General features: G+C 34.7%; 15 protein-coding genes, 2 tRNA genes and 2 pseudogenes. 6 read left to right on the top strand and 13 right to left on the bottom strand.

Annotation, left to right across the window (positions count from 1 at the left end; translation table 11 throughout):
- The first annotated feature begins 15 nt into the window (after window positions 1–15).
- The gene (locus tag PQO00_RS00285; protein WP_274182816.1) at window positions 16–813 is read left to right on the top strand and encodes a DUF2797 domain-containing protein; all 798 of its coding nucleotides are present in this window, start codon (window positions 16–18) and stop codon (window positions 811–813) included.
- Between the two features lie 43 nt (window positions 814–856).
- Here the strand turns inward: PQO00_RS00285 and PQO00_RS00280 are convergent, their stop codons facing one another.
- From PQO00_RS00280 to PQO00_RS00255, 6 genes are all read right to left on the bottom strand, one after another.
- Complete coding sequence (locus PQO00_RS00280) at window positions 857–1,438, bottom strand: YceI family protein (RefSeq protein ID WP_274182815.1); 582 nt, start codon at window positions 1,436–1,438, stop codon at window positions 857–859.
- 137 nt (window positions 1,439–1,575) lie between these two features.
- Window positions 1,576–2,844, bottom strand: coding sequence for a hypothetical protein (locus tag PQO00_RS00275; protein ID WP_274182814.1), 1,269 nt, complete (start codon window positions 2,842–2,844; stop codon window positions 1,576–1,578).
- A 24-nt stretch (window positions 2,845–2,868) separates the two neighbouring features.
- Window positions 2,869–3,456: a YceI family protein gene (locus PQO00_RS00270; RefSeq protein ID WP_274182813.1), complete on the bottom strand. Its 588-nt coding sequence runs from the start codon at window positions 3,454–3,456 to the stop codon at window positions 2,869–2,871.
- A 1,093-nt stretch (window positions 3,457–4,549) separates the two neighbouring features.
- Window positions 4,550–4,744: a 30S ribosomal protein S21 gene (gene rpsU / locus PQO00_RS00265; protein WP_274182812.1), complete on the bottom strand. Its 195-nt coding sequence runs from the start codon at window positions 4,742–4,744 to the stop codon at window positions 4,550–4,552.
- A gap of 182 nt (window positions 4,745–4,926) precedes the next feature.
- Complete coding sequence (locus PQO00_RS00260) at window positions 4,927–7,608, bottom strand: AsmA family protein (protein ID WP_274182811.1); 2,682 nt, start codon at window positions 7,606–7,608, stop codon at window positions 4,927–4,929.
- Window positions 7,609–8,005: 397 nt separating this feature from the next.
- Window positions 8,006–8,710: a queuosine precursor transporter gene (locus PQO00_RS00255; RefSeq protein WP_274182810.1), complete on the bottom strand. Its 705-nt coding sequence runs from the start codon at window positions 8,708–8,710 to the stop codon at window positions 8,006–8,008.
- Between the two features lie 74 nt (window positions 8,711–8,784).
- On the opposite strand from PQO00_RS00255, the gene folK reads away from it, so the two are divergent.
- Entirely contained in the window at window positions 8,785–9,912 is a 1,128-nt protein-coding gene (gene folK / locus PQO00_RS00250; protein WP_274182809.1) for a 2-amino-4-hydroxy-6-hydroxymethyldihydropteridine diphosphokinase, read from the top strand.
- 41 nt (window positions 9,913–9,953) lie between these two features.
- On the opposite strand, the gene PQO00_RS00245 is transcribed toward folK, so the two are convergent.
- The 4 genes from PQO00_RS00245 to PQO00_RS00230 form a co-directional block, all read right to left on the bottom strand.
- Entirely contained in the window at window positions 9,954–11,264 is a 1,311-nt protein-coding gene (locus PQO00_RS00245) for a deoxyribodipyrimidine photo-lyase (RefSeq protein ID WP_274182808.1), read from the bottom strand.
- Between the two features lie 571 nt (window positions 11,265–11,835).
- Entirely contained in the window at window positions 11,836–12,264 is a 429-nt protein-coding gene (locus tag PQO00_RS00240; RefSeq protein ID WP_274182807.1) for a DUF1801 domain-containing protein, read from the bottom strand.
- Between the two features lie 199 nt (window positions 12,265–12,463).
- The gene (locus PQO00_RS00235; RefSeq protein ID WP_274182806.1) at window positions 12,464–13,123 is read right to left on the bottom strand and encodes a class I SAM-dependent methyltransferase; all 660 of its coding nucleotides are present in this window, start codon (window positions 13,121–13,123) and stop codon (window positions 12,464–12,466) included.
- A 45-nt stretch (window positions 13,124–13,168) separates the two neighbouring features.
- The gene (locus tag PQO00_RS00230; protein ID WP_274182805.1) at window positions 13,169–13,705 is read right to left on the bottom strand and encodes an RNA methyltransferase; all 537 of its coding nucleotides are present in this window, start codon (window positions 13,703–13,705) and stop codon (window positions 13,169–13,171) included.
- Window positions 13,706–13,951: 246 nt separating this feature from the next.
- Between PQO00_RS00230 and mutS the strand changes: the two genes are divergently transcribed.
- The 4 genes from mutS to PQO00_RS00210 all read left to right on the top strand — a co-directional run bounded on the left by mutS (window position 13,952) and on the right by PQO00_RS00210 (window position 21,562).
- Entirely contained in the window at window positions 13,952–16,585 is a 2,634-nt protein-coding gene (gene mutS, locus PQO00_RS00225) for a DNA mismatch repair protein MutS (RefSeq protein WP_274182804.1), read from the top strand.
- A 98-nt stretch (window positions 16,586–16,683) separates the two neighbouring features.
- Window positions 16,684–16,758, top strand: a tRNA-Gly gene (locus tag PQO00_RS00220).
- A 155-nt stretch (window positions 16,759–16,913) separates the two neighbouring features.
- Window positions 16,914–16,997: transfer RNA gene (locus tag PQO00_RS00215), tRNA-Leu, on the top strand.
- Window positions 16,998–17,434: 437 nt separating this feature from the next.
- Window positions 17,435–21,562 carry a YDG domain-containing protein gene (locus tag PQO00_RS00210; RefSeq protein ID WP_274182803.1) on the top strand — a complete coding sequence of 1,376 codons (4,128 nt, stop codon included), beginning with the start codon at window positions 17,435–17,437 and terminating at the stop codon, window positions 21,560–21,562.
- A gap of 593 nt (window positions 21,563–22,155) precedes the next feature.
- On the opposite strand, the gene PQO00_RS00205 is transcribed toward PQO00_RS00210, so the two are convergent.
- From PQO00_RS00205 to PQO00_RS00195, 3 genes and pseudogenes are all read right to left on the bottom strand, one after another.
- Window positions 22,156–24,384 (bottom strand): TonB-dependent receptor, encoded by a 2,229-nt coding sequence (locus tag PQO00_RS00205; protein ID WP_274182802.1) that lies wholly within the window; start codon window positions 24,382–24,384, stop codon window positions 22,156–22,158.
- A gap of 123 nt (window positions 24,385–24,507) precedes the next feature.
- Window positions 24,508–25,428: pseudogene (locus tag PQO00_RS00200) on the bottom strand (DUF4331 family protein).
- Between the two features lie 33 nt (window positions 25,429–25,461).
- A pseudogene (locus PQO00_RS00195) lies at window positions 25,462–25,734 on the bottom strand (DUF4331 family protein); the annotation flags it as partial.

Genomic DNA, 25,734 nt, shown 5'->3' with positions numbered 1-25,734 from the left:
ATAAGACTTTTTTTTATGACTTACCAAGGTGTTTTAACAAAAATGGAAACAGAGTTTGCCAGCCCTATTCAATATTATTTGGTGTTTGAAAACGATTTTTTGAACATGAATCAATTGTTGAATAAAAGTGTAACGCTTCAATTTGTTAAATATCAATGTTTAAACTGCGGATTAAATAAACCTATTTACAGGCAGGGGTTTGATAAACAGTGCTTTTTTGAAGTGCCACAAGCAGCCGATTGGATTATGCGCCCTGAGCTAAGCACAGCGCATTTAGGCAAGGAAGACCGAGATTTGGAATTTGAAAAACGGGCTCAATTGCAGCCACATATTGTATATTTAGCTAACTCTAGTAATGTAAAAGTGGGGGTTACAAGAAAAAATCAAGTCCCAACACGTTGGATAGATCAAGGGGCTCATGAAGCGATTGAAATTGTTGAAGTTCCTAACCGTTATTTAGCGGGCATTACAGAAGTCGCTTTAAAAGAGCATGTAGCAGATAAAACGAATTGGCGAAAAATGCTTAAAAATGATATTGAAGATGAAGACTTAGTAGCGTGGCGAGAGCGCTTAAAACAGTATATTCCTAATGAGGTTAAAGACTATTTTATTGAAACCAATACAGAGACTAATTTAGAATTTCCAGTATATAAATATCCTAAAAAACCCAAAAGTTTAAATATAGTTAAAGAACAACAGTACTCAGGTAAATTAGTTGGAGTAAAAGGACAGTACCTCATTTTTGAAGACGAAACGGTGTTTAATATTCGTGCTAATGAAGGGTTGGTTGTTAGTATTGCTATTAATTATTAAGATTATGTTTTGGTACCTCTTTGCCAGTAGATATTTTGCAAACTTAATTTTCCCGAACTGCTAACTGAAAATAAATTTTAATTTCATCATTTACGGAAATTAGTCCAAAAAACTTTTTTGGAGCTTCTAAATTATAATCGGTTAAGCTAACAACTAAGTCTCCAGTTATGAGCATGCCATTATTTTTTTTAATTTTTACAGGAATTTTATGATTTTTTGTAGTTCCCGCAATTTCTATATCTATAGAAGCACGAACATCCAATTCGTTGTCAAAATGAGTAATTTCATTTAATAGTAGCGAAATATGTGGGTACTTATTTGATTTTAATATTTTTTGAAAATCGTTATTTATAGCTTTTCCTCCACAATCAAAACTATCGTTATCCAAAATTAAAGCTGTTTCATCAAATATTATTTTATTACCTTCAACATGGTAAATAACTTGGATAGGGTTTTTGAATTTATTAATATTAAATTCACAGGTAAAAATATTAACATTAGTTGTACCTCTTACTAATAATGAACTTTCTGAGGATATAATAACCGATGTGCTTTTTAAAGTAGCATCTCCATTTGTAAATGCCAACACCATAAAAACAGAAATAAGAAATAGAGTTCTTTTCATTACTTTTAAGTTTAGTTAAAAGTTGTATGTTTCTTTTAAGTAAAAAAGAAACAAATCTCTAACTATATGCTAAGATAAAATTTTCTAAATCATTTCACATTTTACATAGAGATTTGCTTCTAATTTTAATTAATCACTTAGAAACTAATTGCAGCTTCTAATGTAAGACCATTAAATTTACCATCTTCTAGAAGATTTCCTGCAGGATAATCTTTATATTTTTGGCTTACATATTCAGCTTTCATTAAGATATTTTTTGTCATAAACCAACCGGCTCCTAATTGAAATCTATCAATATTTATATCATCACCACTTGCCAATTCAGCACTTACGGTATTATATCGAGCGCCCAAGTAGAAATTTTCTGTGTTACCAAATCTATATATAACCTCACCTGCATACTGCGTAGCCTTTCTTCTGTCACTTTCAGCTAAGGCTCTTCCAGAGGTTAGCTCTACAGTTCCGAAAAGTTCTAAACCATCATATTTTAAGAAAGGATTAATCATAATCGCAGTAATTTTGTTTTTGAAATCTGGGTCAAATCGTCCTGATCTAAAATTATCGCTAGTAGCAGTTTCATCTTGCAAAATATCATAATATCTAGAACCAGATCTATCTGCTGTATATAAATAAACGCTTTGAGCATATCCTGTATTATATAAAGACCCTGTTAATCTGAACCTAAAATCATCGGTAATCTGTTTATCATAACCAAGTTTTGCTAAGAAAGCGGCACCTCCAGTTGTACCATTAGAATCCTTAACGTTTTGATTTAATTTACCATTAGAGAATCCTACCATTCCTAAAAATCCGCTATCACATTGGTAGAATAATTCAGCTCCAACCTCAGTTGTAAATGAATCCATAATTAAGTTTCCTACAAACGGATTGAAAATTGTTTGAGCATTATCACTTCTTCTAAAATGGGCATCACCATAGTTGTTTTCCATATGGCCAATTTTAATGGTAGCATATTTCATGAAGTCCTCTAAAAATCCTTCACTAATAAAGTCTAATTTATCTATTTGAAAATATCCACCTTTCACATAAGTTTCATGGTGATGTCTAGAAGATAAGTAAGTTCTTAAATGCATTCTAATACCATCATAAAGTGCCACATCTAAATCTAAATTGGCAGTCGCTAAGTTAAAGTTGCTTCCTATTTCTTTTATAGGAGTAGCTCCAGAGTTTTCGTTATCTAAAGCTTGAAATTGAAGCGTTGAAGCTCCACCTACTCTTACTTTTACGCCATTAAAAGTTGATACTGAATCTTTTTGTGATTCGAAAACACCAGTTCCGTCTTGATCTTGCGGTCTAAAATTATCTAAGTTTCTGTTTTGACTATGAATACTGAACCCTGCGAGTAATAGTCCTAATATTATTGATTTTTGTAAGATTGATTTCATGATTTTTTAGTTTTAAATATTAAGTTATTTGAATATGGTTGAAAATTTAATTGTTATATCGTTACCAGTAGTTATGGTACCAAATAAGGCTTTTGGAGGCTCTATATTGAAATCGGTCATTTTAATATTTTTTTCTCCCGACAATGTAATTTTTCCTTCTATAATTTCAATGTGGAATTCTATAGGAATTAGTTTTTTAACATTCGTGATCGTTAGATTTCCAATAGATTTTAATAAAAACTTACCTGCCCCCTTTTTTACAATGTCCTTGACTTCTTCGAGCTGAAATGTGATTGTTTTATAGTCGCTTGTATTTAAAGCTTTAAAAGTGTTTTTATCCATTGAACGTTTTCCACTTTTAAGACTTTCTGCATTAACTGTGAAATCGCATTTATCCACCTCTCCAGCTTCAAGGTTTTTAAAAAGAATCTTCCCGCTCATATTTTCGGCTATAATATGCCAATCATGCAAACTGGAAGTCCCAAAAACCGTTAATGAAGATTCCTTATTATTAAGGTTGAATTGTTGTGCTTGAAATACATTTGGCATTAGGAGAAATAATACAATAAAGCCAAAAAAGTTTAAATTATTTTTTATTTTAATAGTTAACATAGTGTATAGAGATTATTATTAATATTGTGCAAGTTATACTGAAAAATTCTATTGAAATATGATTTTAGTCATGTAAAAAAAAGTCTACACTAAAAATCTTTAGAGTAAGTTCAGAAGCTCCTAAGAGAAGGGTTTCGAGAGTTTTGCTAATATGCTAATTAATAAATGTACTAATACCAATTAAAAAATAAAATAACAGAAATAAATGAATTCTGATTTTATCATTTTAAAATTGATTGACCGTAATATGCCATAGACCTAAAAATATATTGATTTTGTTATCCCGAGGCAACGAGGGATCTCGAGGAATCTCATTGATTATCAATAGATTCCCTGTCTGCCGACAGCTACGGTGCACCCACAAATCATGATCTTCTGTCGCAGCCACAGATAAAAAGAACTCGCCCTATGTCCCTTGCTTTCTGTATAGGTTTGCCTACCAGCCTCGCAGACCGCTTTTTATAGAGAACTCAGGTCTCTCTGCTAGCAGTTGGAAAAATACCATAGAGCTGTCCCCGACCTTTCGGAAGGGGACCGAGCGTTTAAAAATAGTCCAGTGGACTATTTTAGCGTAGGAACCAGACTGCGCGAAGGACTAAAAAGCTTCGAGGAACAAGAGCATTGGCGTTGGCCATGGCGGTGGGGCGACGCGAAGTTTTGGGCCCAGTTCTTCTCTGGCGGCAGCATGAGAAGAAATCCCTCTCGAAAGGGCGTCTTTTCTTTTGTTACTTTTCTTTGGACGAGCAAAGAAATCGAAGATTCACGAACACCTATTTATCAAATAAGATCAGTGAGCAAAATCGAAGATTCACGAACTCCGATTTATCAAATTAGATCAGTGAGCTAAAAGTAAGTAAAAAAGGAAATAAGCTTTTGTTCTTTATATTGAAAAAAGATGTGGGTACACCGTAGCTGCTGGCAGGCAGGTTCACTTCGTTCAGAATGACAAAAATATCATTATGTATGATTACGGATATTCAAATTGGTATTAGTCTAGACCAATAAAAATAGTATCTTGAAATTTTAAAATAAAAAAAGCTGCATTTATCTTTTGTGATAAATGCAGCTTTTTTACTAATTAGTATATTTTATACTAAATATCTTCTTGGTCTCTTAAGTTTTGAATATATGCGGCTTTTTGAACTTCACGACGTCTCTTAACAGATGGTTTGGTGAAAAATTGACCATCTCTCAAATTCTGCATAACTTTAATGTTCCTGTGTTTTCTTTTGTAGCGTTTTAAAGCTCTCTCAATGTTTTCACCATCTTTAATAATAATTTTTAACATATATAGTTTTTAAATTCGTTCGCTTTAGGATTATCCTAAATACACTATTTCTTAAGCATCACTTGACTTCTTTTTTGGCAAATTTATAGAATTAGTGAATGGCTTGCTAACAATAATAACTTTTTTAAATTGGTATCCTAATAAAAAAGGTTTTTTTTGATAAAATAAGGTGGAAAATTGTTTTATTTAATAGTGTCGGTCTTTTTCTTCTTACCACCCAATAAGCCACCAAGCACATTTTTTACAGCATCTTTAGTCGTCGTTGTTTTAGTAGAATCCGTCTGCTGATTTTTATTGGTGCCAACAATATCACCTAAAACATCTTTAACCGATTTTTTTTGTTCTTTTTTTATAGAATCGGTTTTGGTTTTATTACCCCCAATAACACCACTAATTAAGTCTTTTACTTTGCCTTTACCTTGATTGAGCAATTTTTGTTTTTCAATTTCGATAAGCTGTTTCGTTAGGTCTTTAACACCACTTGTTAAATCTGTTTTTACAGATGGTAGGGTATAAGAGCCACCAATATTTGCAGTAATAGGGATGCTTATCTTTTTTGTTTCTTCATCATTAATTCTGCCAATTAATTGATTGACATCGCTTCCTAAATACTTAGCTGGGACATTAAAAACGGCACTGTAATCCAGGTTTTTATCAAAACTGTGGGAACCGGATATATCAATAGTAATATCTTCGTATTTTAATTGAAACGGTTTTACACTCACTTTTCCGTTAGCAAATTCTAATTTTGTTTTAAGATCTTTCAGGTTTAATTTATCGAAATTTATAAAACTTAAAGAGCTTTCTAATGTATTTAATAAATCGCCTTTGTTTGAGTCAATTTTTGTATTTATTAACTCGGCAAGGGCATTTCCGGAAATACTATTTAGTTTAGGAGAGAATTCGTTATCCAAATCGCCCGCTAAACTTATATTGGTATTTAGTTTCCCCTGTATTAGCTTTGCAATAGGAGCTAAGTTTCTTAACAGTTCTAAATTTTTAAAGGATTGGGCAATATCAAAGCTATCTACACCTAAATTTAAATTAAAAGTTGGTGTGTCCCCTTTTGTAGAAACATCACCAGAGACAGCTAAAATACCATCAAATAAATGAGAGGTCAAATCTTTAAGTGTGGCTTGTTGGTCTTTAATTATAAGCGTGCCTTTTACATCTTTTAAATTTAAATCATCGTAAAGTACCGTTTTAGCATTGGCATTCACGGTACAATCTAAAAATTTAGGAATTTTCAATGATTCAGTATCTTGAGTGATATCGCTATCGACTGTTGCGTTATCTTCTTCAGACATAAAATCGCTTACTTTAAAAAAAGTGGAATTTACATCAAAATAACCTTGAAGTGTGTTATCGCTTAATAAAAAACCTAGTAAATTTTTAATGGTTCCTGTAGCATTTAAATCACTACTGCCTGTTCTGGCCTTAAAACTGTTGAGTGATACAGTGCCAGGGTTAAAAGTCATATTTGTTTCAGAAATGTGAATAGGATCAACAATATCATCCGAAGAGAATACAAAATCAGTAATGCTTACAGAGCCATTGTTCTTTATGCGCTCATAAGCATTTGTTTCAATGGCCTTCATATCGAAAACAGTATTTAAGGTGCCTGTTAGAGTGCCTTTTAAAGTGTTTTCTAATTCAATAGGATATACCTTGGTAATGTTTTCTAAATTTAAAATACCATCAATATGGGCGTTTACCAACATGTTTTTCGTCATGTTTTTTAAAGAGGCAGATGATCTAAAAATATCACTATCAATTCTAAAATCAAGTGTTTTTATATCAATATACGTGTCATCTACATTTCCAGTAGTGTTTTTTATAATCGTATTTATAGTAATGTTTTCGACACGTTTTGGCAAATCGGGGTATTTAAAAGAAGCATCGTTTGATGTTATGCTAATATCTAAGTTAGGAATGGTTTTTTCTGAGCTTATACCCTTAATAATGCCTTTAACTTCAAAATCGCCAGTAGTTTCAACTCCCTCAATGTTTTTTGAATATGTTTCAGGTATTAATGCTAGGAAATTCTTAAAAGACGTTTCCGGATTTTTAAAAGTAATGTCGATCTCTTGACTGTCTTCTAATAGCTGTACATAACCATGAAACTCTAGTGGCAACTTATTTACATAACCTTTATTTTCTTTAAAAGTATATTTACTATTAACCAGATCTAATCCTATTATGGCATCCAGTTTAATAGGGTTGTTGCTCAAATAGGCACTACTATCTATTGTAAAACTAATATTAGCTTCGGTTTTCGTATCCAGTTCAGAAGTTTCGGCAGAAAAGATGCCCTTGCCTTCATGATTAAGTTCCGATATGTAAATGGTGGTTTTGGAGGCATCATCTATATATGCTAAAGCACTATTGTTGATACTGTAATTTTCAATATCAAAAGAAAAACTACTGGTTTCCGTTTCCGTTGAAACAGGCTCTTTGTCTTTTTTGGCGATATCGAAATTGGTGTTACCAAACTTATCTGTTTTAAGGGTCAATAAGGTTTCATCTATAGTAATAGAATTTACAACAATAGGATCTTCGCCCGTTGTTTTAAATAATTCTTTAATCGACATGGTAAGCGCAATGTTCTTAGAGGTTGCTAATGTTTCACCTTTAAAAGGTTCGAAATTGGTTATAACCAAGTCGCTTACAGAGACATGGGCTTGAGGGAAGCTTTTTATAAAACTTAAACTTACATCACTAAATTCTACTTGAGCATTCAGGTTTTCATTAATAAGTTGCTTGACCATATCTTTAATTTGTCCTTTAAAAGCAAAAGGGATGGCTATTAAAAGAACTAGTATGATAAGCAAAGTAATGCCTAATATTTTTAAAGCTTTTTTCATTTTGTAGGTTTTGTTTTGTTTCTAATTGTTAATTAAAATAGGTATAAAGGGTCGTTATATTATGATATAAAACAGTGCTCTGAATATACGTAAAAATGACGTTAAAAAGATGATAGCCTTTTTTGTTCAATGTTGGTTTTTCGTTGGAACCATAAAATATGGTTAAAACCAATGTCTTTTTTAAATACAATTCCATAAGCCTTTTTTATAGGATGCAAATTGGTAAATAGGTTGCGTAATTATGTATAAAAAAACACATTATTATCATAGTTTATATTTTAACCGTTATTTTAAATGAGAAATATAAATGGAAAAGGGTGATTCCTGCCTGCCGACGAGGCAGGTTTTAACCCATTGAAAAACTTTAAATGAGTTCTTGGTTCACTTTTATAAAATCTTAGAGCAAATCAATTTCTTCGTTTACTTTTAGGTTAAAACGTTTTCTGAACAAATATACGCCCAAATATAAAAATGGCGTATCACAAACAGCAACAAAAACTTTAAATAAAAAACCGCTAATTAACAAACCTTTAAAATTTGACCAATCAATAATGCCGAATGCGCATAATAAAGTTACAATTGTAAACGTGTCAACAAATTGTGAGAACCATGTAGAAAAGTTATTCCGTAGCCAAAGGTGCTTTCCTTTAGTGAGCCGTTTCCAAAAATGATAAATCTGAATATCTACAAACTGGGCAAATAAATAGGTAAGCATACTGGCAAACACAGCAATCATAGAATTACCAAAGACCGTTTTAAACATATCGTCTTTAACATAAGACCAGGAAGTTGCTGGGACGCGGTCTGCAACCAGGATTATTAAAAGTGAAAAAAGCGAAGCGAAAATACCAGTGACGACCACATCGTTGGCTCGCTTTTTACCATAAATTTCACTAATTAAATCGGTAATTAAAAAAGTAATGGGGTAGGGTAATATCCCAACAGAGATCTCAAAAAGCTTGCTTCCAAAAATTTCAACATTAAATGGGTACCAATAAAAAAACTTCTGAAAAATGAGATTGGATACCACTAACGATGTTATAAATAAAGCCCCAAGAAGTATATAAATACGCTGGGCGGCAAGTTTGTCTTTTAATATCATCTAAATAATTGTGAATAAATACGTCTTGTAAATATAAACGAATAAAAATTGTTTTAGTTATTTTGCCAATACTTATGATAAAACCACAAACCTTTTATATCGCTTTAGGAAGTAATAAGGGAGATAAATTTAAAAACCTCCAAGATGCTGTCGATTTAATACATGCTAAGGCTGGTAATATAAGACAGATTTCTAAAGTATATAAATCGCCTGCCTTTGGATTTGAAAGCGATGATTTTTTTAATACTTGTTTGGTTTTGGAAAGTTGTTTGGAATCTCAAAAATTACTGGATGTTTTATTGAATATCGAAACAGATTTAGGACGTGTTAGAAGATCAAAAGATTACGAAGCCCGTGTTATAGATTTGGATATTGTTTTTGTTGAAGAAGCTGTTATTGAGACTAAAACCCTTAGAATACCGCATCCGGAAATGGAAAAACGCAAGTTTGTACTACTACCGCTTAACGATATCGCGCCTAAAGTTAAGCATCCCAAACTCCATAAAGAGGTGTCGGTCTTGTTAGCGGAATGTGAAGACGAAAGTGTTTTGGAACCCGTTAATATTTGGCTTAAAAACCCAAGGAAGGCTTTTGATTTTTCAAAGTATAACTACATGGCGGTTGAAGGCAATATAGGTGCAGGAAAAACCAGTTTAGCAAACAAGATAGCACAAGACTACAATGCGAAACTTATTTTAGAAAGGTTTGCAGATAATCCCTTTTTACCTAAATTTTACGAGGATGCTGCTCGCTATGCCTTTCCTCTAGAAATGTCCTTTTTAGCGGAGCGCTACCAACAAATATCGGACGATTTATCACAACTAGATCTGTTTAAAGATTTTATTGTGAGCGATTACGATGTGTTTAAGTCTCTTATTTTTTCGAAAATCACCTTGCATGAAGATGAGTTTAAGCTGTACAGAAAGTTGTTTTATTTAATGTATAAGGAGATTGCAAAACCCGATTTGTATGTCTATTTATATCAAAATACCGAGCGATTGCTAGAGAATATAAAAAAAAGAGGTCGTGATTACGAACAGGATATTGAAAAAGACTACTTAGAAAAAATCAATGCGGGGTATTTAGGGTTCTTAAAATCACAATCCGATTTTAATGTGAAAATTATTGACATTTCTGAAAAAGATTTTATCGAAAACCGAGCAGATTATTTATGGCTCTTGGGGGAGATTTGTGGGGAGTAACTTTAGAATGACGCTTATCGTTCTGCCTTAACCGTGTTTTATTACCGTTTGGTTTTTGTTGTATTTAGTTGTATTCCTTGTTTATATACTCTAATAGCGCGTTCCCTTGCTATTTTATGATCAACCATGGGTGTGGGGTAGCTCATCGTATCTAATTCAGGAACCCACCTCTTTACATAAGTTAGGTCACGGTCAAATCTTTTAATCTGTTCTGTAGGGTTAAATACTCTAAAATAGGGTGCTGCATCACATCCAGTTCCAGCGGCCCATTGCCAATTTCCGTTGTTTGATGCTAATTCATAATCCAATAACTTTTTAGCAAAATAAGCTTCTCCCCACTTCCAATCTATTAGTAAATGTTTACACAAAAAACCTGCTGTTACCATTCTTACTCTATTGTGCATATAACCAGTGGTATTTAACTCCCTCATACCTGCATCGACCATGGGATATCCAGTTTTCCCATTTTTCCATTTTTCGAAGTCATCTTCATTATTCCGCCATTCAATATGGTCATATTTGCGTTTGAAATTGGAGTGCACCACCTCTGGGAAATGATATAGAATTTGCATAAAAAACTCACGCCAAATGATTTCATTTAAGAACGATTGATTTAGCAATCCTTTTCGTGCAACCTTTCTTATGCTAATTGTTCCGAAACGGAGATGTGGAGAAAGGTGGCTTGTTTTATCAATGGCAGGTATGTTTCTAACCGCTTCATATTCTTTCAGATAATCAAAGGTATAATCGACCACTTTAATTTTCGATTTGGTAAATCCGATTTCCGATAAAGCGGGGAATGAAAAGGCTCTTTTTAGATAGTTACCATTGATTTCAGATTCGAAATGTTGAATATCTGTGTTATTGAATTTTTTAAGCCATTTGTTCTTGTAGGGCGTGTATATGGTATATGGAGTCTGGTCGGCCTTAAGTATGTCGCCTTTTGCAAATATGACCTGGTCTTTGAATGTGTGGAAGTTAACGCCAGATGCTGTTAAAATGTCTTCAATCTTTCTGTCCCGTTTTTTTGCATAAGGTTCATAGTCCTCATTATAATAAACATCTTGAACATCAAATTTTTTAAGAATGTCTTTCCAGATGTCTTCTGGCTTCCCCTTTTTGCAATAAAGGCTGCTTGAATGATTTTTGAGTATCTTATTCAAGAACGATAGACGCTCATAGATAAATAAAACACGAGGATCATTTGTTTCCAGTTCATCTAAAATGTTTATGTCAAAGATAAAAATAGGGAGAATTGGATAGGCTCCAGTGAGCGCCTTAAATAAGCCATGATTATCTTCAATTCTCAAATCTCTTTTGAACCAGAAGATCGAAACTTTTGATTTTTCCATTACATACAATGCTAAGACATAGAAGTAATTTAAACGAACTATATCGGTGACTACTAAAATAAATTGAGTGCCAGTGAACGAAGTTAGAGTTTTATGGGTTTAGAATCAAGCTCAATTATAACTAAATCACTATGCATTGGAAATAACATAGGTTTAATCTCGAATGAAGTTTGATTGTGAGAATGAACATTGGCTAGAAGTCAGAAGACGGAAGAAAAACACGCCCTTTTTTGAAAACAACTTCGTGCTTCAAAATTCCAGTTAAAAAAATAAAGTTTATACAAACTAAAGTAACAGCAATAAATTGTAGTGTTTTAACCTTTAAAAAATTATCCACAAAAATTTGTTCTTTTCCGTTTATGCTTCAAAATAAAACTTAAATGTAGCTATGCTTGCTACCCCAGTCCCTGCCTCGCCGGCAGGCAGGAAGCTGAGCACTTGCTTTTCTTTTTTGCCTAAACAAAAAATAACTGTGTTTTTTGAGTAACTCTCAAGTAAAAATGGTATAACTTGATAATAAAAAGTCACAAAATGAAACCTGTTTTGTATTTATGCAAAGGCTATTGATCATTTACATACCTAATAAAGGGAGATGTTTTACTTTATGATAGGTCAATGCAGCAGCAATACAGTTTTTTAAGGCTTCTTTAGGAAGTGCTTCATTTATTTGAAAAATAATCGCTCTTTTTCCTTCAAAATCAAGGGTGTTTTTATAAACTGTTCTAAATGTAGATACCAATCTGCTGGTACATTGAAAATACATCGCATATTGATTTGGGCTTTTAGATTTCCAATCTATTCTAATAGTGCTGCCTTTTTTGGTTAGATAACTAGGTTCTCCCCATTTTAATGTTTCTTCCAGGCCAGTTATGCCTTCTGTTTCACCAGCGGTTTCTATAATCAATTCCCGAAGATCTGTCATTTTCTTTCTTACCGAATCAGGGTAATTTTTGAAAACCGATTTAACTTTAGGGTCTGTCTTTACTTCTGTTTTTTTCACACGTTTAAATTTTAGTAATTATTTGATAATAAATTAATTATAAAATTGAGAACGTGTGCAACCGCTACGCTCTCACATTAAAACCTGCCTGCAGGCAGGAATTTTAAACATTCCCTTTTGTGAAAAAATGCTTAAAATTTATTAATGTTCGTTTCATTCGTTTAATTTTGCTCCGAAGCATATCCTTGCCAAAGGCCTTTTAAAACATCTTATATAAGGTCGTAACTATACGCCCTTTATTGTTTTCCAGAATATGTTCCCCCAAGTTTTTTTCTTCTTTAATTTTTAAATGAAAAGGAGCTTCCAATATATTAACGCCACTGTTTTGTTTTAGTCTAATGCCTTGCCCGGAAATAAGGTCTTTGTTAGGAACAAAGTTACCCAATGGCACATGCTCGGTTAAAATGAGATATTTATAAGCAGCTATTTTTTTTATTACTTTTTGTATTTCTGCATTAGACAAATGCTGTAGCACTTGTCGTAATATAGCACAATCTCCAGAAGGAAGCTCATCTGCTGTAAGATCCAAAGAACAAAATTCTAAATGATCTTCTCTATATAAGTTTTTATTTCTTTCAATAAGTTTTTCAACAATATCAACAGCAATATATTTTCGGGCATATTTAGTTAAGTGTTTTCCAATATTAAAATCTCCGCAGCCTAAATCGCAAACGACCAAAGATTTATTGTGGGCATTTAAAAATGCTATGATCGCTTCTAAATAAGGTGTTATAATTTTTGAATCGTGCGAACCTGCCCCAGAATAAAAATCGAATGCCTTGCCTCCCCATAGTTTCATCTCATAAATCTGTGTCATCACATCTTTAGTGGGCCAAGGTATTTTGTTTTTTTTCGCCATATATTATGAGGTTTTTCGATCACAGCATTAAATATTTCCTAACTCCTAACTCCTAACTCCCAACTTCGAAAACACATCCCAAACCACAACGCCGCAACTTACCGAAATATTTAACGAATGCTTGGTGCCAAATTGAGGTATTTCGATCACCATATCGCTAGCGCTCACCACATCTTGAGCGACTCCTTTTACTTCGTTCCCAAAAACCAGGGCGTAAGTTGTGTTGGCCTCAGGTTTAAAATCATTCAACATGGTAGCATGTTCTGCTTGTTCGATAGCACATACTTTTACGTTTTCGGCTTGTAACGTTTCAACTAATTGTATCGTATTTTCAACATACTCCCAGTCTACCGTATCGGTGCTTCCTAACGCTGTTTTATGAATATCTTTATGAGGAGGTTTCGCTGTGATGCCGCAGAGATAAATTTTTTTAATTAAAAAAGCATCACTCGTTCTAAATACAGAACCTATATTATTAAGGCTTCTAATGTTATCTAAAACAATAATGATTGGTGTTTTTTTTACCGATTTAAAAGCATCGACACTCAATCGGTCTAATTCGCTATTTTTTAGTTTACGCATCAAAATTTTTATTTTCCATTCCCACGAAGGTGGGAATCTCATTGTTTTATATCATTGCTAGAACGTAGGGTGTGGCAATCTTTTTAATAAATGCTTCGGCTTCGATCAACATGACAAAAGTAATATTGTTGAAATCTCGTTCTAATTGTAAATAACTTCTAAAAGATCAACTTCAAAAAACATGAAATTAATGGTACATTGCATGCTACAATTTTTACAAAAGTAATATTTAAAAACAAAATTCCGTTGGCAAAAAAAACAAAAAAAGAGACCCCTTTAATGAAACAGTACAATGCTATTAAGGCGAAATACCCAGATGCCTTATTGCTGTTTCGTGTTGGCGATTTTTATGAAACATTTGGAGAAGATGCGGTTAAAACGGCAGGTATTTTAGGTATTATATTAACCAAACGCGGAGCAGGCAGTGAAAGTGAAACCGAATTGGCCGGTTTCCCTCACCATTCATTAAACACCTATTTACCTAAACTGGTCAAGGCGGGTGAGCGTGTTGCTATTTGCGATCAGTTGGAAGACCCTAAACAAACGAAAACGATTGTTAAGCGTGGTGTAACAGAGCTAGTAACACCAGGGGTGGCACTAAACGATGAGGTTTTAGTATCAAAATCCAATAACTTTGTGTGTTCGGTTTATTTTGATACTTCGACAAGCTCAGTAACCAAACAAAGAATAGGGATTTCGTTTTTGGATATCTCCACAGGTGAGTTTTTGACCTCACAGGGCCCTGCCGAGTATATTGATAAGTTATTACAGAATTTCAGACCTAGCGAGGTATTGGTTTCCAAACAAAAACGTACCATGTTCAACGAAACGTTTGGGAACGATTTCCATACGTTTTATATGGAAGATTGGATCTACCAAACCGATTATGCCTATGAGACGTTGATAAAACATTTCGACACTAAAACACTAAAAGGTTTTGGTATTGAGGATTTGTATGAAGGCATTATTGCATCTGGATCCATACTTCATTATTTATCAGAAACGCAACATAACAAACTACAGCACATTACATCCATTTCCAGGATCGCTGAAGATGAATATGTATGGATGGATAAGTTTACGATTAGGAATTTAGAACTTTATAATTCTACTAATAATAATGCCGTTACACTTTTAAATGTTATTGATAAAACCATTTCGCCTATGGGCGGGAGGTTATTGAAGCGCTGGTTGGCATTGCCTTTAAAAAACGTTGATAAGATCAAGCAACGCCATGAAGTGGTCAGTTTTTTAACTCAGGAACATACCGTACTTCAAAAAGTTCAGACCCATATTAAGCATATTGGTGACTTAGAGCGACTCATTTCTAAAACAGCAACAGGTAAGGTCAATCCACGAGAAGTGGTTCAGCTTAAAAATTCCCTAGAGGCTATTGTGCCCATAAAATCGTTAGCATCAAACTGTGATAACGAATCGCTTAAAATAATTGGAGACTCCCTTCAGGGTTGTGAGGCCCTTCGTGAAAAAATTAAGGAAACGCTCAATGAAGAGGCACCTGTAAATGTGCTAAAAGGCAATAGTATTGCTTCTGGTTTTTCTTCAGAATTGGATGAGTTAAGGGATTTGTCAAAATCGGGAAAAGATTATTTGGACAATATGCTGCAGCGTGAAAGTGAACGCACAGGCATTACGTCTCTAAAAATAGCCTCAAACAATGTTTTTGGGTATTATATTGAGGTGCGTAATACCCATAAAGACAAGGTGCCCGAAGCATGGATAAGAAAGCAAACTTTGGTAAGTGCCGAAAGATATATTACGGAAGAGCTTAAAGAATATGAGGCTAAAATTTTAGGTGCCGAAGATAGAATTCAAGCTATTGAACAGCAGTTGTTTGCAGAGCTGGTTGCATGGATGAACCAATATATAAAAGCAGTACAGCAAAATGCCTATTTAGTTGGACAATTAGATTGTTTATGTGGGTTTGCCCAACTGGCAATAGACCATAAATATGTCTATCCTTTTATTGATGACTCTTTTGATTTAGATATAAAAGATGGTCGACACCCCGTTATAGAAAAGCAATTACCCATTGGTGAGGCGTATATTGCAAACGATGTATTTTTGGATAGGACTGCGCAACAGATCATTATGATTACGGGACCTAATATGTCTGGTAAATCGGCTATTTTACGTCAAACGGCGTTAATCGTATTACTGGCTCAAATAGGAAGTTTTGTACCGGCAAAAGAAGCGCGTATTGGTCTGGTGGATAAGATTTTTACAAGGGTAGGCGCTAGCGATAATATCTCAATGGGAGAATCGACCTTTATGGTAGAAATGAATGAAACGGCTTCTATTCTAAATAATATTTCGGATAGGAGTTTGGTACTGCTCGACGAAATAGGTCGAGGTACAAGTACTTACGATGGTATTTCAATAGCTTGGGCGATTAGCGAGTATTTACATGAGCATCCTGCAAAACCTAAAACGCTGTTTGCAACGCATTATCATGAGTTAAATGAAATGACCGAAACATTCGATCGGATTAAAAACTTTAATGTATCGGTGAAAGAATTAAAGGACCATGTCCTTTTTTTAAGAAAGCTGGTTGAAGGAGGTAGTGAACATAGTTTTGGTATTCATGTTGCTAAAATGGCAGGCATGCCGCAACAAGTATTGCACCGAGCTAACAAGATTTTAAAGAAATTGGAGAAGTCCCATTCAAGTGAAGAGTTAACAGATCAGGTAAAATCCATAGAAGATGAGATGCAGCTAAGTTTTTTTAATTTAGATGATCCGTTATTGGAAAATATCAAAGATGAAATATTACATATTGAAATCGATACGCTTACGCCTGTTGAAGCGCTCATGAAACTTAATGAAATTAAGCGGATGTTGGTCAAGAAAAAAAGAGCGTGAAATAAATAAAATTTATTTTCCTAAAAAGCTTTGCTTTTAGTAGAAATATTTTAAATTTGCATCCGCAATAGCGATATTGTATGTTCATAATAAAGACTGCGAAAGTAGCTCAGGGGTAGAGCATCACCTTGCCAAGGTGGGGGTCGCGGGTTCAAATCCCGTCTTTCGCTCCAGGAAGAGATGTTCTTAGAAATAAGAAATATTTTGAATTGAAAACGTGAGAGCGACCGTCGCGCCTGCCTGTCGGCAGACAGGGGTTCAAATCCCGTCTTTCGCTCTGATACTTTCTTAAAATATACCAACGATGTGCGGAGCACAATCGACACATGCTGAAGTGGTGGAATTGGTAGACACGTTGGACTTAAAATCCAATGGACATTAGTCCGTGCGGGTTCAAGTCCCGCCTTCAGTACTAAGCCTTTACAGGATTTCTTGTAAAGGCTTTTTTTATCGAGGTACAACATTTTGTTATTTTAGACTTACAAAAACAATTTAGTATCAATTGACATCATATAAGATTTAATAATATTTTTTTTACGCGACTCTCATGGCATTCCACTACTCTTCTATCGCCGTTTCGTAAAAAGAGTGTTCCATTAACATCGTTGAGGAAAATTATAGAAGAAAAAAATAAAGAAAATGATGTATAAACCTTTCGCTTTTACCAAAGCTCAGTTTACATAACGCGGTACATTATAGTACAAAACCTTTTTTACTCGTGGAGTATTAAATTATCGTTGAATGGTAAAAAAACAGGATTAAATGCGTGATTTCATTTAAAATGATTTATATTCGTACAATATATCTAATATAATAAATCTAACATTAATTAACCAAAGTATATTAATTATGAAGAAAATTACTTTTCTATCCACTTTATTTTTATATGTCTTATTTTTTAACAATTCTTTTTCTCAAAATAACAATGGGGCTATAGATGCCGCTGGAGATATAGCAATAATAGCTTATGACGATGCCGATGATGACGGTCTTGCATTTGTGTTATTAGATGATGCTCCTAATGGTACTAATATCCGGTTTACCGATGAAGAATGGACAGGAAGTGCTTTTGATAGTACCACTAACGAAGGTGATTTGTTATGGTCTAATAATACTGGAAGTACTATTAATGCAGGTAAAGTAGTAATTATTGATAATGCAGATGGAGATGGAATAACAACTAATTTAGGAACTATTATAGAAAGCGATACCGGTTTTACAATGACTAGTGGGGATCAAATAATTGCTTTTACAGGAACGAGAACTGCTCCTGGTACTTTTTTAGCGTTCTATGGTGATGAAAATTCTGTAAATAGTGATGAAACAGCAACGTTAAGTGGAACGGGATTAACAGCAGGAGTTAATGCGCTACTAATTGCTAATGCTGTTGGTTACTACAGTAAAATTACCGTATTTAATGGATCTATTACTGATGTCTCTGCTGCATTGAACAATAGCTCCAATTGGACGTTGGGTTCTTTTATTCCTGTCTTTCCTGTAGACATTCCTACAGAATTTACAGGAACAGCTTTTGGCCCCTTGCCTTCCGATACAACTCCGCCAACTTTTCAAAATAGTTCACCAAGTTCATCAAGTATTCTCCAAACAAGTTTTACTTTAGAAACAGACATAGATGAAGTAGGAACGATTTATTATGTAGTTGTGCCAGATGGGGCTACAGCTCCAACAGCTACCGAAGTAAAAGCAGGAACAGGAAGTGGAGGCGCAAGTGCGGTAACTAGCGGAAATACAACTGTAAATTCTGGAGGGTTTATCAATAATTTTAGTGTAACAGGTTTAACAGCAGGAACAGTTTACAATGTCTATGTAGTAGCTCAAGATGATGAAGGAACTCCTAATTTACAAACGAGTGCTACCCAAATAGATGTAACTACTCTTCCTCCTGCAATTACTGCAACAGTAACAACATTGGTTGATGAAAATGATGCTGGAGCTACAATTGCCTCTCCTGGTGGTAATGGACTATCCTTAAGAGAAGCCATCAGTCTTACAAGTTCTGGAGATACCATAGAGTTTTCAAATAGTTTAGCAGGTGGCACGCTTACACTTACAGTTCCCGCAGGACGTGACTTAGATATTACAGGGAAAACCCTTATAATTGATGGAGATACTAACGGAGATGGTGCTCCTGATATTACAATTACTGGAGGTACAGTAGATAGAGTTTTTGATATTTTCGGAGGTAGTGCTACTAATGTTACTTTGAACTCACTAAATATTATTAATTCAACAGGGATTACCAATAATAATTCAGCAAGTGATGTGATACCTACACCTTTTAGTGGTCAAAATTCTGGAGGAGGTATTTCCATATCTGGTATATCAATTTTTGATAGACCCACAGTTACAGTTAATAAATGTCGTATAACAGGTAATATATCTCAAGAAGATGGAGGCGGAATTGACGCGCAAAATGCCATTATAGAAATTAAAAATAGTTTAATCAGTGAGAATGCTCTTTCGGGGGATACTAATGCTGATGACGGTGCGGGATTAAAAATAAATTCGTCAATTGCGACAATAACCAATACTACAGTGGGGTTTAATACAGCGAAAAACCCTACTGGAACTGGTGATGGTGACGCAGATGATATTGCAGGAAGAGGAGGTTTTGATATTGTTAGTGGTTCTACCGTTACAATTATAAATTCTACAATTGCTGGTAATATTGGTCGTGATGACACTTTGTCCGAGGGAGATGAAATTACAATTACTGGGGGGTCTTCACCTTCTACTGTAACAATAACAAATAGTATTGTAGGAGGAGAAGCCGTGCGAAATGCTACGAATAATGATATAACAAATGATGGTACTTTAACGATCGACTCAAATACCTTGATTACACAGGGAATTGTCAATAATGGAACTCTAAATGGAACCGCTACTCAGAGTACACTGGTAGATATATTTGACTCATCTGTTACATCTAACTTTATAGCATCAAACGCGTTACAGCTTAATGAAGGCGTAGTTGAAACAATTAAAACAAAGCTAGGTGTAACCGCTGGAGCTGTACCTGTAGCTTTAACTGTAGTTGGAGACACAACTCCACCCGTATTTGAAAACAGTACACCTTCATCTTCTTCTGTAGCACAAACAGGATTTACTTTAGGAACAGATATAGATGAAACAGGAACGATTTATTATGTAGTAGTAGCCGATGGCGCAACTGCACCAACCGCAGCAAACGTAAAAGCAGGAACAGGAAATGGAGGGTCTGGTGAAATAACTAGTGGAAATGCTGCTGTAAGCACAGGTGGTTTTACCAATGATTTTAGTGTGACAGGATTAACAGCAAGTACCTCCTATGATGTATATGTTGTTGCTCAAGATGATGAGGGAACACCAAATTTACAGGCAAGTCCTACCAAAATAGATGTGACAACGGCAGCACCAATTGCTTTAACCATTACGGGTCTTACAGGAAGTGACAAAGAATACGATGACACGACCGCTGGTTCAGCTTCAGGAACGGCAAGTTTATCTGGGATTTTAGGAGGGGATACAGTTACCTTAAGTGGCTCACCAGTTTTTACCTTTGCATCTGCGAATGTAGGAACAGGAATTACAATCACCACCGCAGGGTATACATTAAGTGGGGCTGATGCTGGGAAATATACGCTTACTCAACCGATATTATCTGCCGATATTACAGCCAAAGCGTTAACGGTTACAGGATTAACAGGAAGCGACAAAGTATACGATGATACTACTACAGCTTCAGCCTCAGGAGCGGCAAGTTTATCAGGCGTAGAAATTGGTGATGATGTTAGCCTTGGAGGTACTGCAGTGTACACATTTACCAGTGCGAATGTGGGAACAGGAATTACAATGAACTCATCTGGATTTACAATTAGTGGAACAGATTCAGGAAACTATAGCTTAACTCAACCGATATTATCTGCCGATATTACAGCCAAAGCGTTAACGGTTACAGGATTAACAGGAAGCGACAAAGTATACGATGATACTACTACAGCTTCAGCCTCCGGAACGGCAAGTTTATCAGGCGTAGAAATTGGTGATGATGTTAGCCTTGGAGGTACGGCAGTGTACACATTTACTAGTGCGAATGTGGGAATAGGAATTACAATGAATTCATCTGGATTTACGATTAGTGGAACAGATTCAGGAAACTATAGCTTAACTCAACCGATATTATCTGCCGATATTACAGCCAAAGCGTTAACGGTTACAGGATTAACAGGAAGCGACAAAGTATACGATGATACTACTATAGCTTCAGCCTCAGGAACGGCAAGTTTATCAGGCGTAGAAATTGGTGATGATGTTAGCCTTGGAGGTACTGCAGTGTACACATTTACCAGTGCGAATGTGGGAACAGGAATTACAATGAACTCATCTGGATTTACAATTAGTGGAACAGATTCAGGAAACTATAGCTTAACTCAACCGATATTATCTGCCGATATTACAGCAAAACAGTTAACTATTACAGGTTTAACGGGCAATGACAAAATATATGACGGAACAACGGCTGCTACCGCTAGTGGAACAGCAATTTTATCAGGAATTATAGGAACCGATAATGTTGCTTTAGGAGGTAGCCCAGTTTTTACTTTTGCAAGTGAAAATATAGGCACAGGGATTGCTATAACCACTTCAGGGTATATTATTTCTGGAACCGATGCAGGAAACTATAGTTTAACCCAACCGACCTTATTGGCAGATATTACAACTTCTTTAGGTTTAGAAGATATGTCATTAATTGAATCCGTAAACTTATACCCTAATCCAGTTATTAATGTGCTTCATATAAAGGCTAATAATATTAAAATTGAAGAAGTAACATTATATGGTATTTTAGGAAAACCAATAACAAATGTTAAACTACAAGATGATACAGTTGATTTTTCAGGAGTTAACACAGGAATCTATCTTTTAAAAATAAAAACAGAGAATGGTTTATTAGTAAAAAAGATTTTTAAAAGATAAAATAATAGTATTTTATAAGATTGGAATCTTAATATAAACAAAAAAAGGCTGTCTAAAAAGCATTTAACCTAAGCTATAAAAGGAATTGTAATAATTAGTACTATGCTCACTTTAATCTGGAATAGGTGGTTTGCTTTTATCGGATTATCCAATAATGCTTTACTATTTAAATTAATAGAAAAATGAAGAACAAGTTAGCGTTAGATCAGTATTAGGCGTTCTATTTTTGTATAGCTAAGTCGATATAAAAAGGCATAGAATATTTAGAAATAAAAAATTGAAGTTCAAGGCAAAAGCGTAGGCATATCCTAGTTACGGCGAGTATTAATAACGAAGAAAATCGGTTTTTTACACTGAAGGTTCATGTTATTTTATATTGAATTAGCTATAGTAACAGCGGACTATTGTGGCTACCTATCTAACCGCTATTGAATTTATGACTCATTTTCGCCATAGTTAATAAACTTTAAATAGTTTATTTGGTTGTCCGTAATTTGTCATACACCTAAAAATATATTGAATTTGTCATCCCGAGGCAACGAGGGATCTCGAGGGATTACAAAATCAATATATTCTTCACTTCGTTCAGATTTCTAAAATTTATATGTAATAGAGCCCTTAATAAAAAAAGGTGTCCCCGGTGTAAAATGAATCTCCTCAACAGGTTGCATTTCATTTTGTAACCTAGATTCTGTTGCAAACTGTGTTTCATTCCATTGGGTATCAAACAGGTTTTCAATAACCACTCCCAAGGTAATATTGCTAAAACTATAATTAGCATTTAGGTCGGTTACCAAATACCCATCTGCTATTATACTATTGTCTTCATTAGCCGGTCTATCATCAATATATCGGTATTTAATGCTTCCAGAAAACCCTTTGTTATCTTTAATCGATAAACCACCTGCCATGGTAAAATCTGGTGCTAATGGAATATGATTTTGCCCTTTCGGATCGTCTTTGCTTCTCGCCTTTGTTAAGGTAGCATCGGTATCAAAAAACAACCAATCATTAAACTGATAACGGACTCCAAAATCTAAGCCCAAGCGTTCTGTTTTTCCACTGGGTTCTACTATACCTGCATCGCCCACATAAACAAATTCCTGTTCTAAAAACAAATACCATGCAGCTGTGCTTATCATTAATTTAGGGGAAGGTTTCCAGATATTTCCTAGATCCACACCATAAGCACGTGGCAAAATATTTTCCTCTTTATTTGTAACTACGACCCTGGTGTCGTTAGAGTGGAACCCAATACCGGATTTTAAAAACCATTGTAGATTATTGTTGGCATTATAAAAGAAATTAAGCTTAGGACTTACTATAAATTTGGTTTTAAATAATGTTTTTCCGTCGTTTTGCAACTTATCGTTATATAAAAACTTAAAATAATCGAAACGTAAAGCTGGAGATACGGTAAATGCTCCAAACTCAAGCTTTGCATTAATAAAAGCATCTATATTGGTTTGATTTATATCCCCTAATTGAACACGCTCTTTTATTATGGTTTTGTTTATGGTTTTAGACAGCTCATTGTCATTAGAAATATCATGTCTTAAACCCAAGCCATAGTTTATATTTAATGGTGTTTTTCCTAAAAAGGTTTCTGTTGAAAAGGCTGTGTTAACCCCAAATACGTCCCTGTTTTCTTTTTGCTTTATTTGATCGCCATTTGTAATATCTTCCAAAAAGAAAGTAAAGTTGGAGTATAGCTCAAAATTATAATTTGAATAGAACGCATTGGTTTTAAATGTGGTATAATCCGATACTTGTTTCGTGAATTCCAAGTTAAAATTGGTTCGGGAAGTTGTACCTCCCTCTGTATCGTCAATAGATCCAAAACGAGAAATACTGCCAGCATTAACTGCTCGTTGTGGTATTTGCCCGGAAGCATCCCAACGACTGGTAAAATGAGAAGTTGTAAGCGATAATTTATCATTGTTTTGGGTAAACATAACATATTTACCAAACAAATTAAGCCTATTAAAGTTTTGTGGCGAATCAAAAGGCCCATCTCCCGTTAAATACTCTAAAGCTATGTATGCGTTTTGGGCTTTAATATTTTCCAACAAATTAAACATTCCTAAGGTGCGTAAAGTATTAAACTGTCCTGCACTAAATGAAATGGAGCTTTCTTTTATATAGTCTTTTGTAGAAAAATCAACATAGCCTGCCGTATTAAAATCACCTTCTTTGGGGTAATAGGGCCCTTTCCCAAAGCCTATTTTACCTATGGTTTCTGGGATTATAAAATGTAGATCACTATAGCCTTGCCCATGGGCGTGAGATACCATATTTACAGGGATACCGTCTACAGATAGGGATATATCTGTACCATGATCTACATCAAAACCCCTAAGAAATAGTTGTTCTGCTTTTCCGCCTCCAGCATGTTGACCTATTATTAATCCAGGTACTTTTCTTAATACTTCTTGAGAAGAGTTTACAGGGGTTATTTTCAAGTCTAGCTTTGTAACGGTATTTAAGGCGTTTAACTGTTCTGAAATGACCAGTTCATCCAATTGAAAGGATTTTTCTGCTAGCACAATTTTTATGGTTTCATTTAAATTGCCAGCAGTTAAAATTTTAGTATTATACCCTAATAAACCAAATTTTATAGAATCGCCCGCTTTTGTTTCATTCAAAATGAATAGGCCATTATCTAAAACATGGGTATGGCTTTTTGAATTTAAATTATATACATAGGTTCCCTCTAAGGGCTGGTTGTGCTCGTTTATGACCAGGCCTTTTAGCTGTTGAGCATAATTAAGATTGAATAAGAAGAACGCTGCTAGAAAGGTTTGAGTTTTTAAAAATTTCATTATGATTTACTTTTTAAAATATTATATATTATTGGTTTTATGATTTGGTGTGTTTTTGGTTTATAAGCAGGTTAAAATATCAGAGCGTATTCAATAAAAACACGCTCTGATGAAGTTAGCCCATTACCATGGCGAGGCTAAATAAGGAAAAGAGGTAAAAAAAGACTTGTCGTTTGCATCTACATTATCGTTTGATAGTCCGGGGTTTTCAGAAAAATCTTCTCCACCAAAAATTAATAATAATTCTACGGTTATAACATCATCGGCCAATGCACGACCTGTTAAAACATGGGTTCCATCGTAAAAAGTTGTTGTTCCATCTAGCGATACATTTAATACGTCGGTAGCTAAAAGTCCAGTAAACGCTGCCGAGGTTTGCCCAAGCGCATTAGTATCTCCTGGATTGGCAAACGCAGGGCTTAAAGCTTCTAAATTGGTTTGAAACATACTTTGAAAAGCTGCTTGTTGCGCTGATGGTATGGTAACATTAAAATTATCTTTTGAGGCAGCAGACACAAAAACGGTATTTACTGCTGGTCTACCCATTTGGTCTTCTTGTGCATAAGTTCCAGAAAAATCCGGTGTTTTAATTTCCATGACAGCGTCATCATTATTTGAACAATTAAATGTCATTAATGACATTCCTAGTGCGAAGCTAAATATTTTTATAGTTTTCATGATTGTTTTCTTAAACAGTTATTTTTATTTTCTTTTAGATTCTACCCATGTGTTAATAGTTCCAGATTCTCCGATCATTGATTTAGGCACTTCAACTACAATAGACATCACGTTAGTGCCAGCAAATGTATCGGCTCCTGGGCTATTAAAACTTGTGGACGTACCACCAATAATAGCTGAGTATTGGGCGAAATCCATAAAGAAAGGATCGTCGCGAGGACCGGCAAAAAAGCTCATGCCGTTTTTTGTAGCAACGATAGCATTAGAACCTGTTGTAATGTCTACAACACCACCAACTGTTGACGAGATTTCTACAGTACTATTAATTCCAGTTTGTGAGGGCACAATAGGTCCAAAAAAATACATTTTACCATCTCTTGGAATAGCTTGAATAACTAAATCCTCAACATGATCACCAGTATTATCAATGTTAAACTCCACTAAGACATTTTCATCGAACGTAGCCGATGAGGTTGCACTGGGGCTTAACAGGCCTTGAAGATTAGCGACAAAAACCAGGTTGTCCGTGTTTTTGCCCTGAAAGGCATAAAAATCGGTAATATCACTATTACCACCTTGTACAGCAGGGGCATCTATATGATCTGCCGCAATAATGAAGGTACATGCTATCGCAATAACTCCAATTTTTGAGATTCTCTTTAAATTTTTCAT

Source organism: Flavivirga sp. 57AJ16, assembly GCF_028736925.1.
Classification (GTDB): Bacteria; Bacteroidota; Bacteroidia; order Flavobacteriales; family Flavobacteriaceae; genus Flavivirga.
Note: the sequence above shows the minus strand (reverse complement) of the source record. Positions and strands in the feature narration are given on the sequence as shown.

Excerpts from the sequence above, each read along its gene's own strand:
- PQO00_RS00285 (WP_274182816.1), top strand. The coding sequence starts at position 16 with ATGACTTACCAAGGTGTTTTAACAAAAATGGAAACAGAGTTTGCCAGC.
- PQO00_RS00270 (WP_274182813.1), bottom strand. The coding sequence starts at position 3,456 with ATGTTAACTATTAAAATAAAAAATAATTTAAACTTTTTTGGCTTTATT.
- PQO00_RS00275 (WP_274182814.1), bottom strand. The coding sequence starts at position 2,844 with ATGAAATCAATCTTACAAAAATCAATAATATTAGGACTATTACTCGCA.
- PQO00_RS00230 (WP_274182805.1), bottom strand. The coding sequence starts at position 13,705 with ATGCGTAAACTAAAAAATAGCGAATTAGACCGATTGAGTGTCGATGCT.
- rpsU (WP_274182812.1), bottom strand. The coding sequence starts at position 4,744 with ATGTTAAAAATTATTATTAAAGATGGTGAAAACATTGAGAGAGCTTTA.
- PQO00_RS00280 (WP_274182815.1), bottom strand. The coding sequence starts at position 1,438 with ATGAAAAGAACTCTATTTCTTATTTCTGTTTTTATGGTGTTGGCATTT.
- PQO00_RS00245 (WP_274182808.1), bottom strand. The coding sequence starts at position 11,264 with ATGGAAAAATCAAAAGTTTCGATCTTCTGGTTCAAAAGAGATTTGAGA.
- PQO00_RS00255 (WP_274182810.1), bottom strand. The coding sequence starts at position 8,710 with ATGATATTAAAAGACAAACTTGCCGCCCAGCGTATTTATATACTTCTT.
- PQO00_RS00260 (WP_274182811.1), bottom strand. The coding sequence starts at position 7,608 with ATGAAAAAAGCTTTAAAAATATTAGGCATTACTTTGCTTATCATACTA.
- PQO00_RS00205 (WP_274182802.1), bottom strand. The coding sequence starts at position 24,384 with ATGAAATTTTTAAAAACTCAAACCTTTCTAGCAGCGTTCTTCTTATTC.
- PQO00_RS00210 (WP_274182803.1), top strand. The coding sequence starts at position 17,435 with ATGAAGAAAATTACTTTTCTATCCACTTTATTTTTATATGTCTTATTT.
- PQO00_RS00235 (WP_274182806.1), bottom strand. The coding sequence starts at position 13,123 with ATGGCGAAAAAAAACAAAATACCTTGGCCCACTAAAGATGTGATGACA.
- folK (WP_274182809.1), top strand. The coding sequence starts at position 8,785 with ATGATAAAACCACAAACCTTTTATATCGCTTTAGGAAGTAATAAGGGA.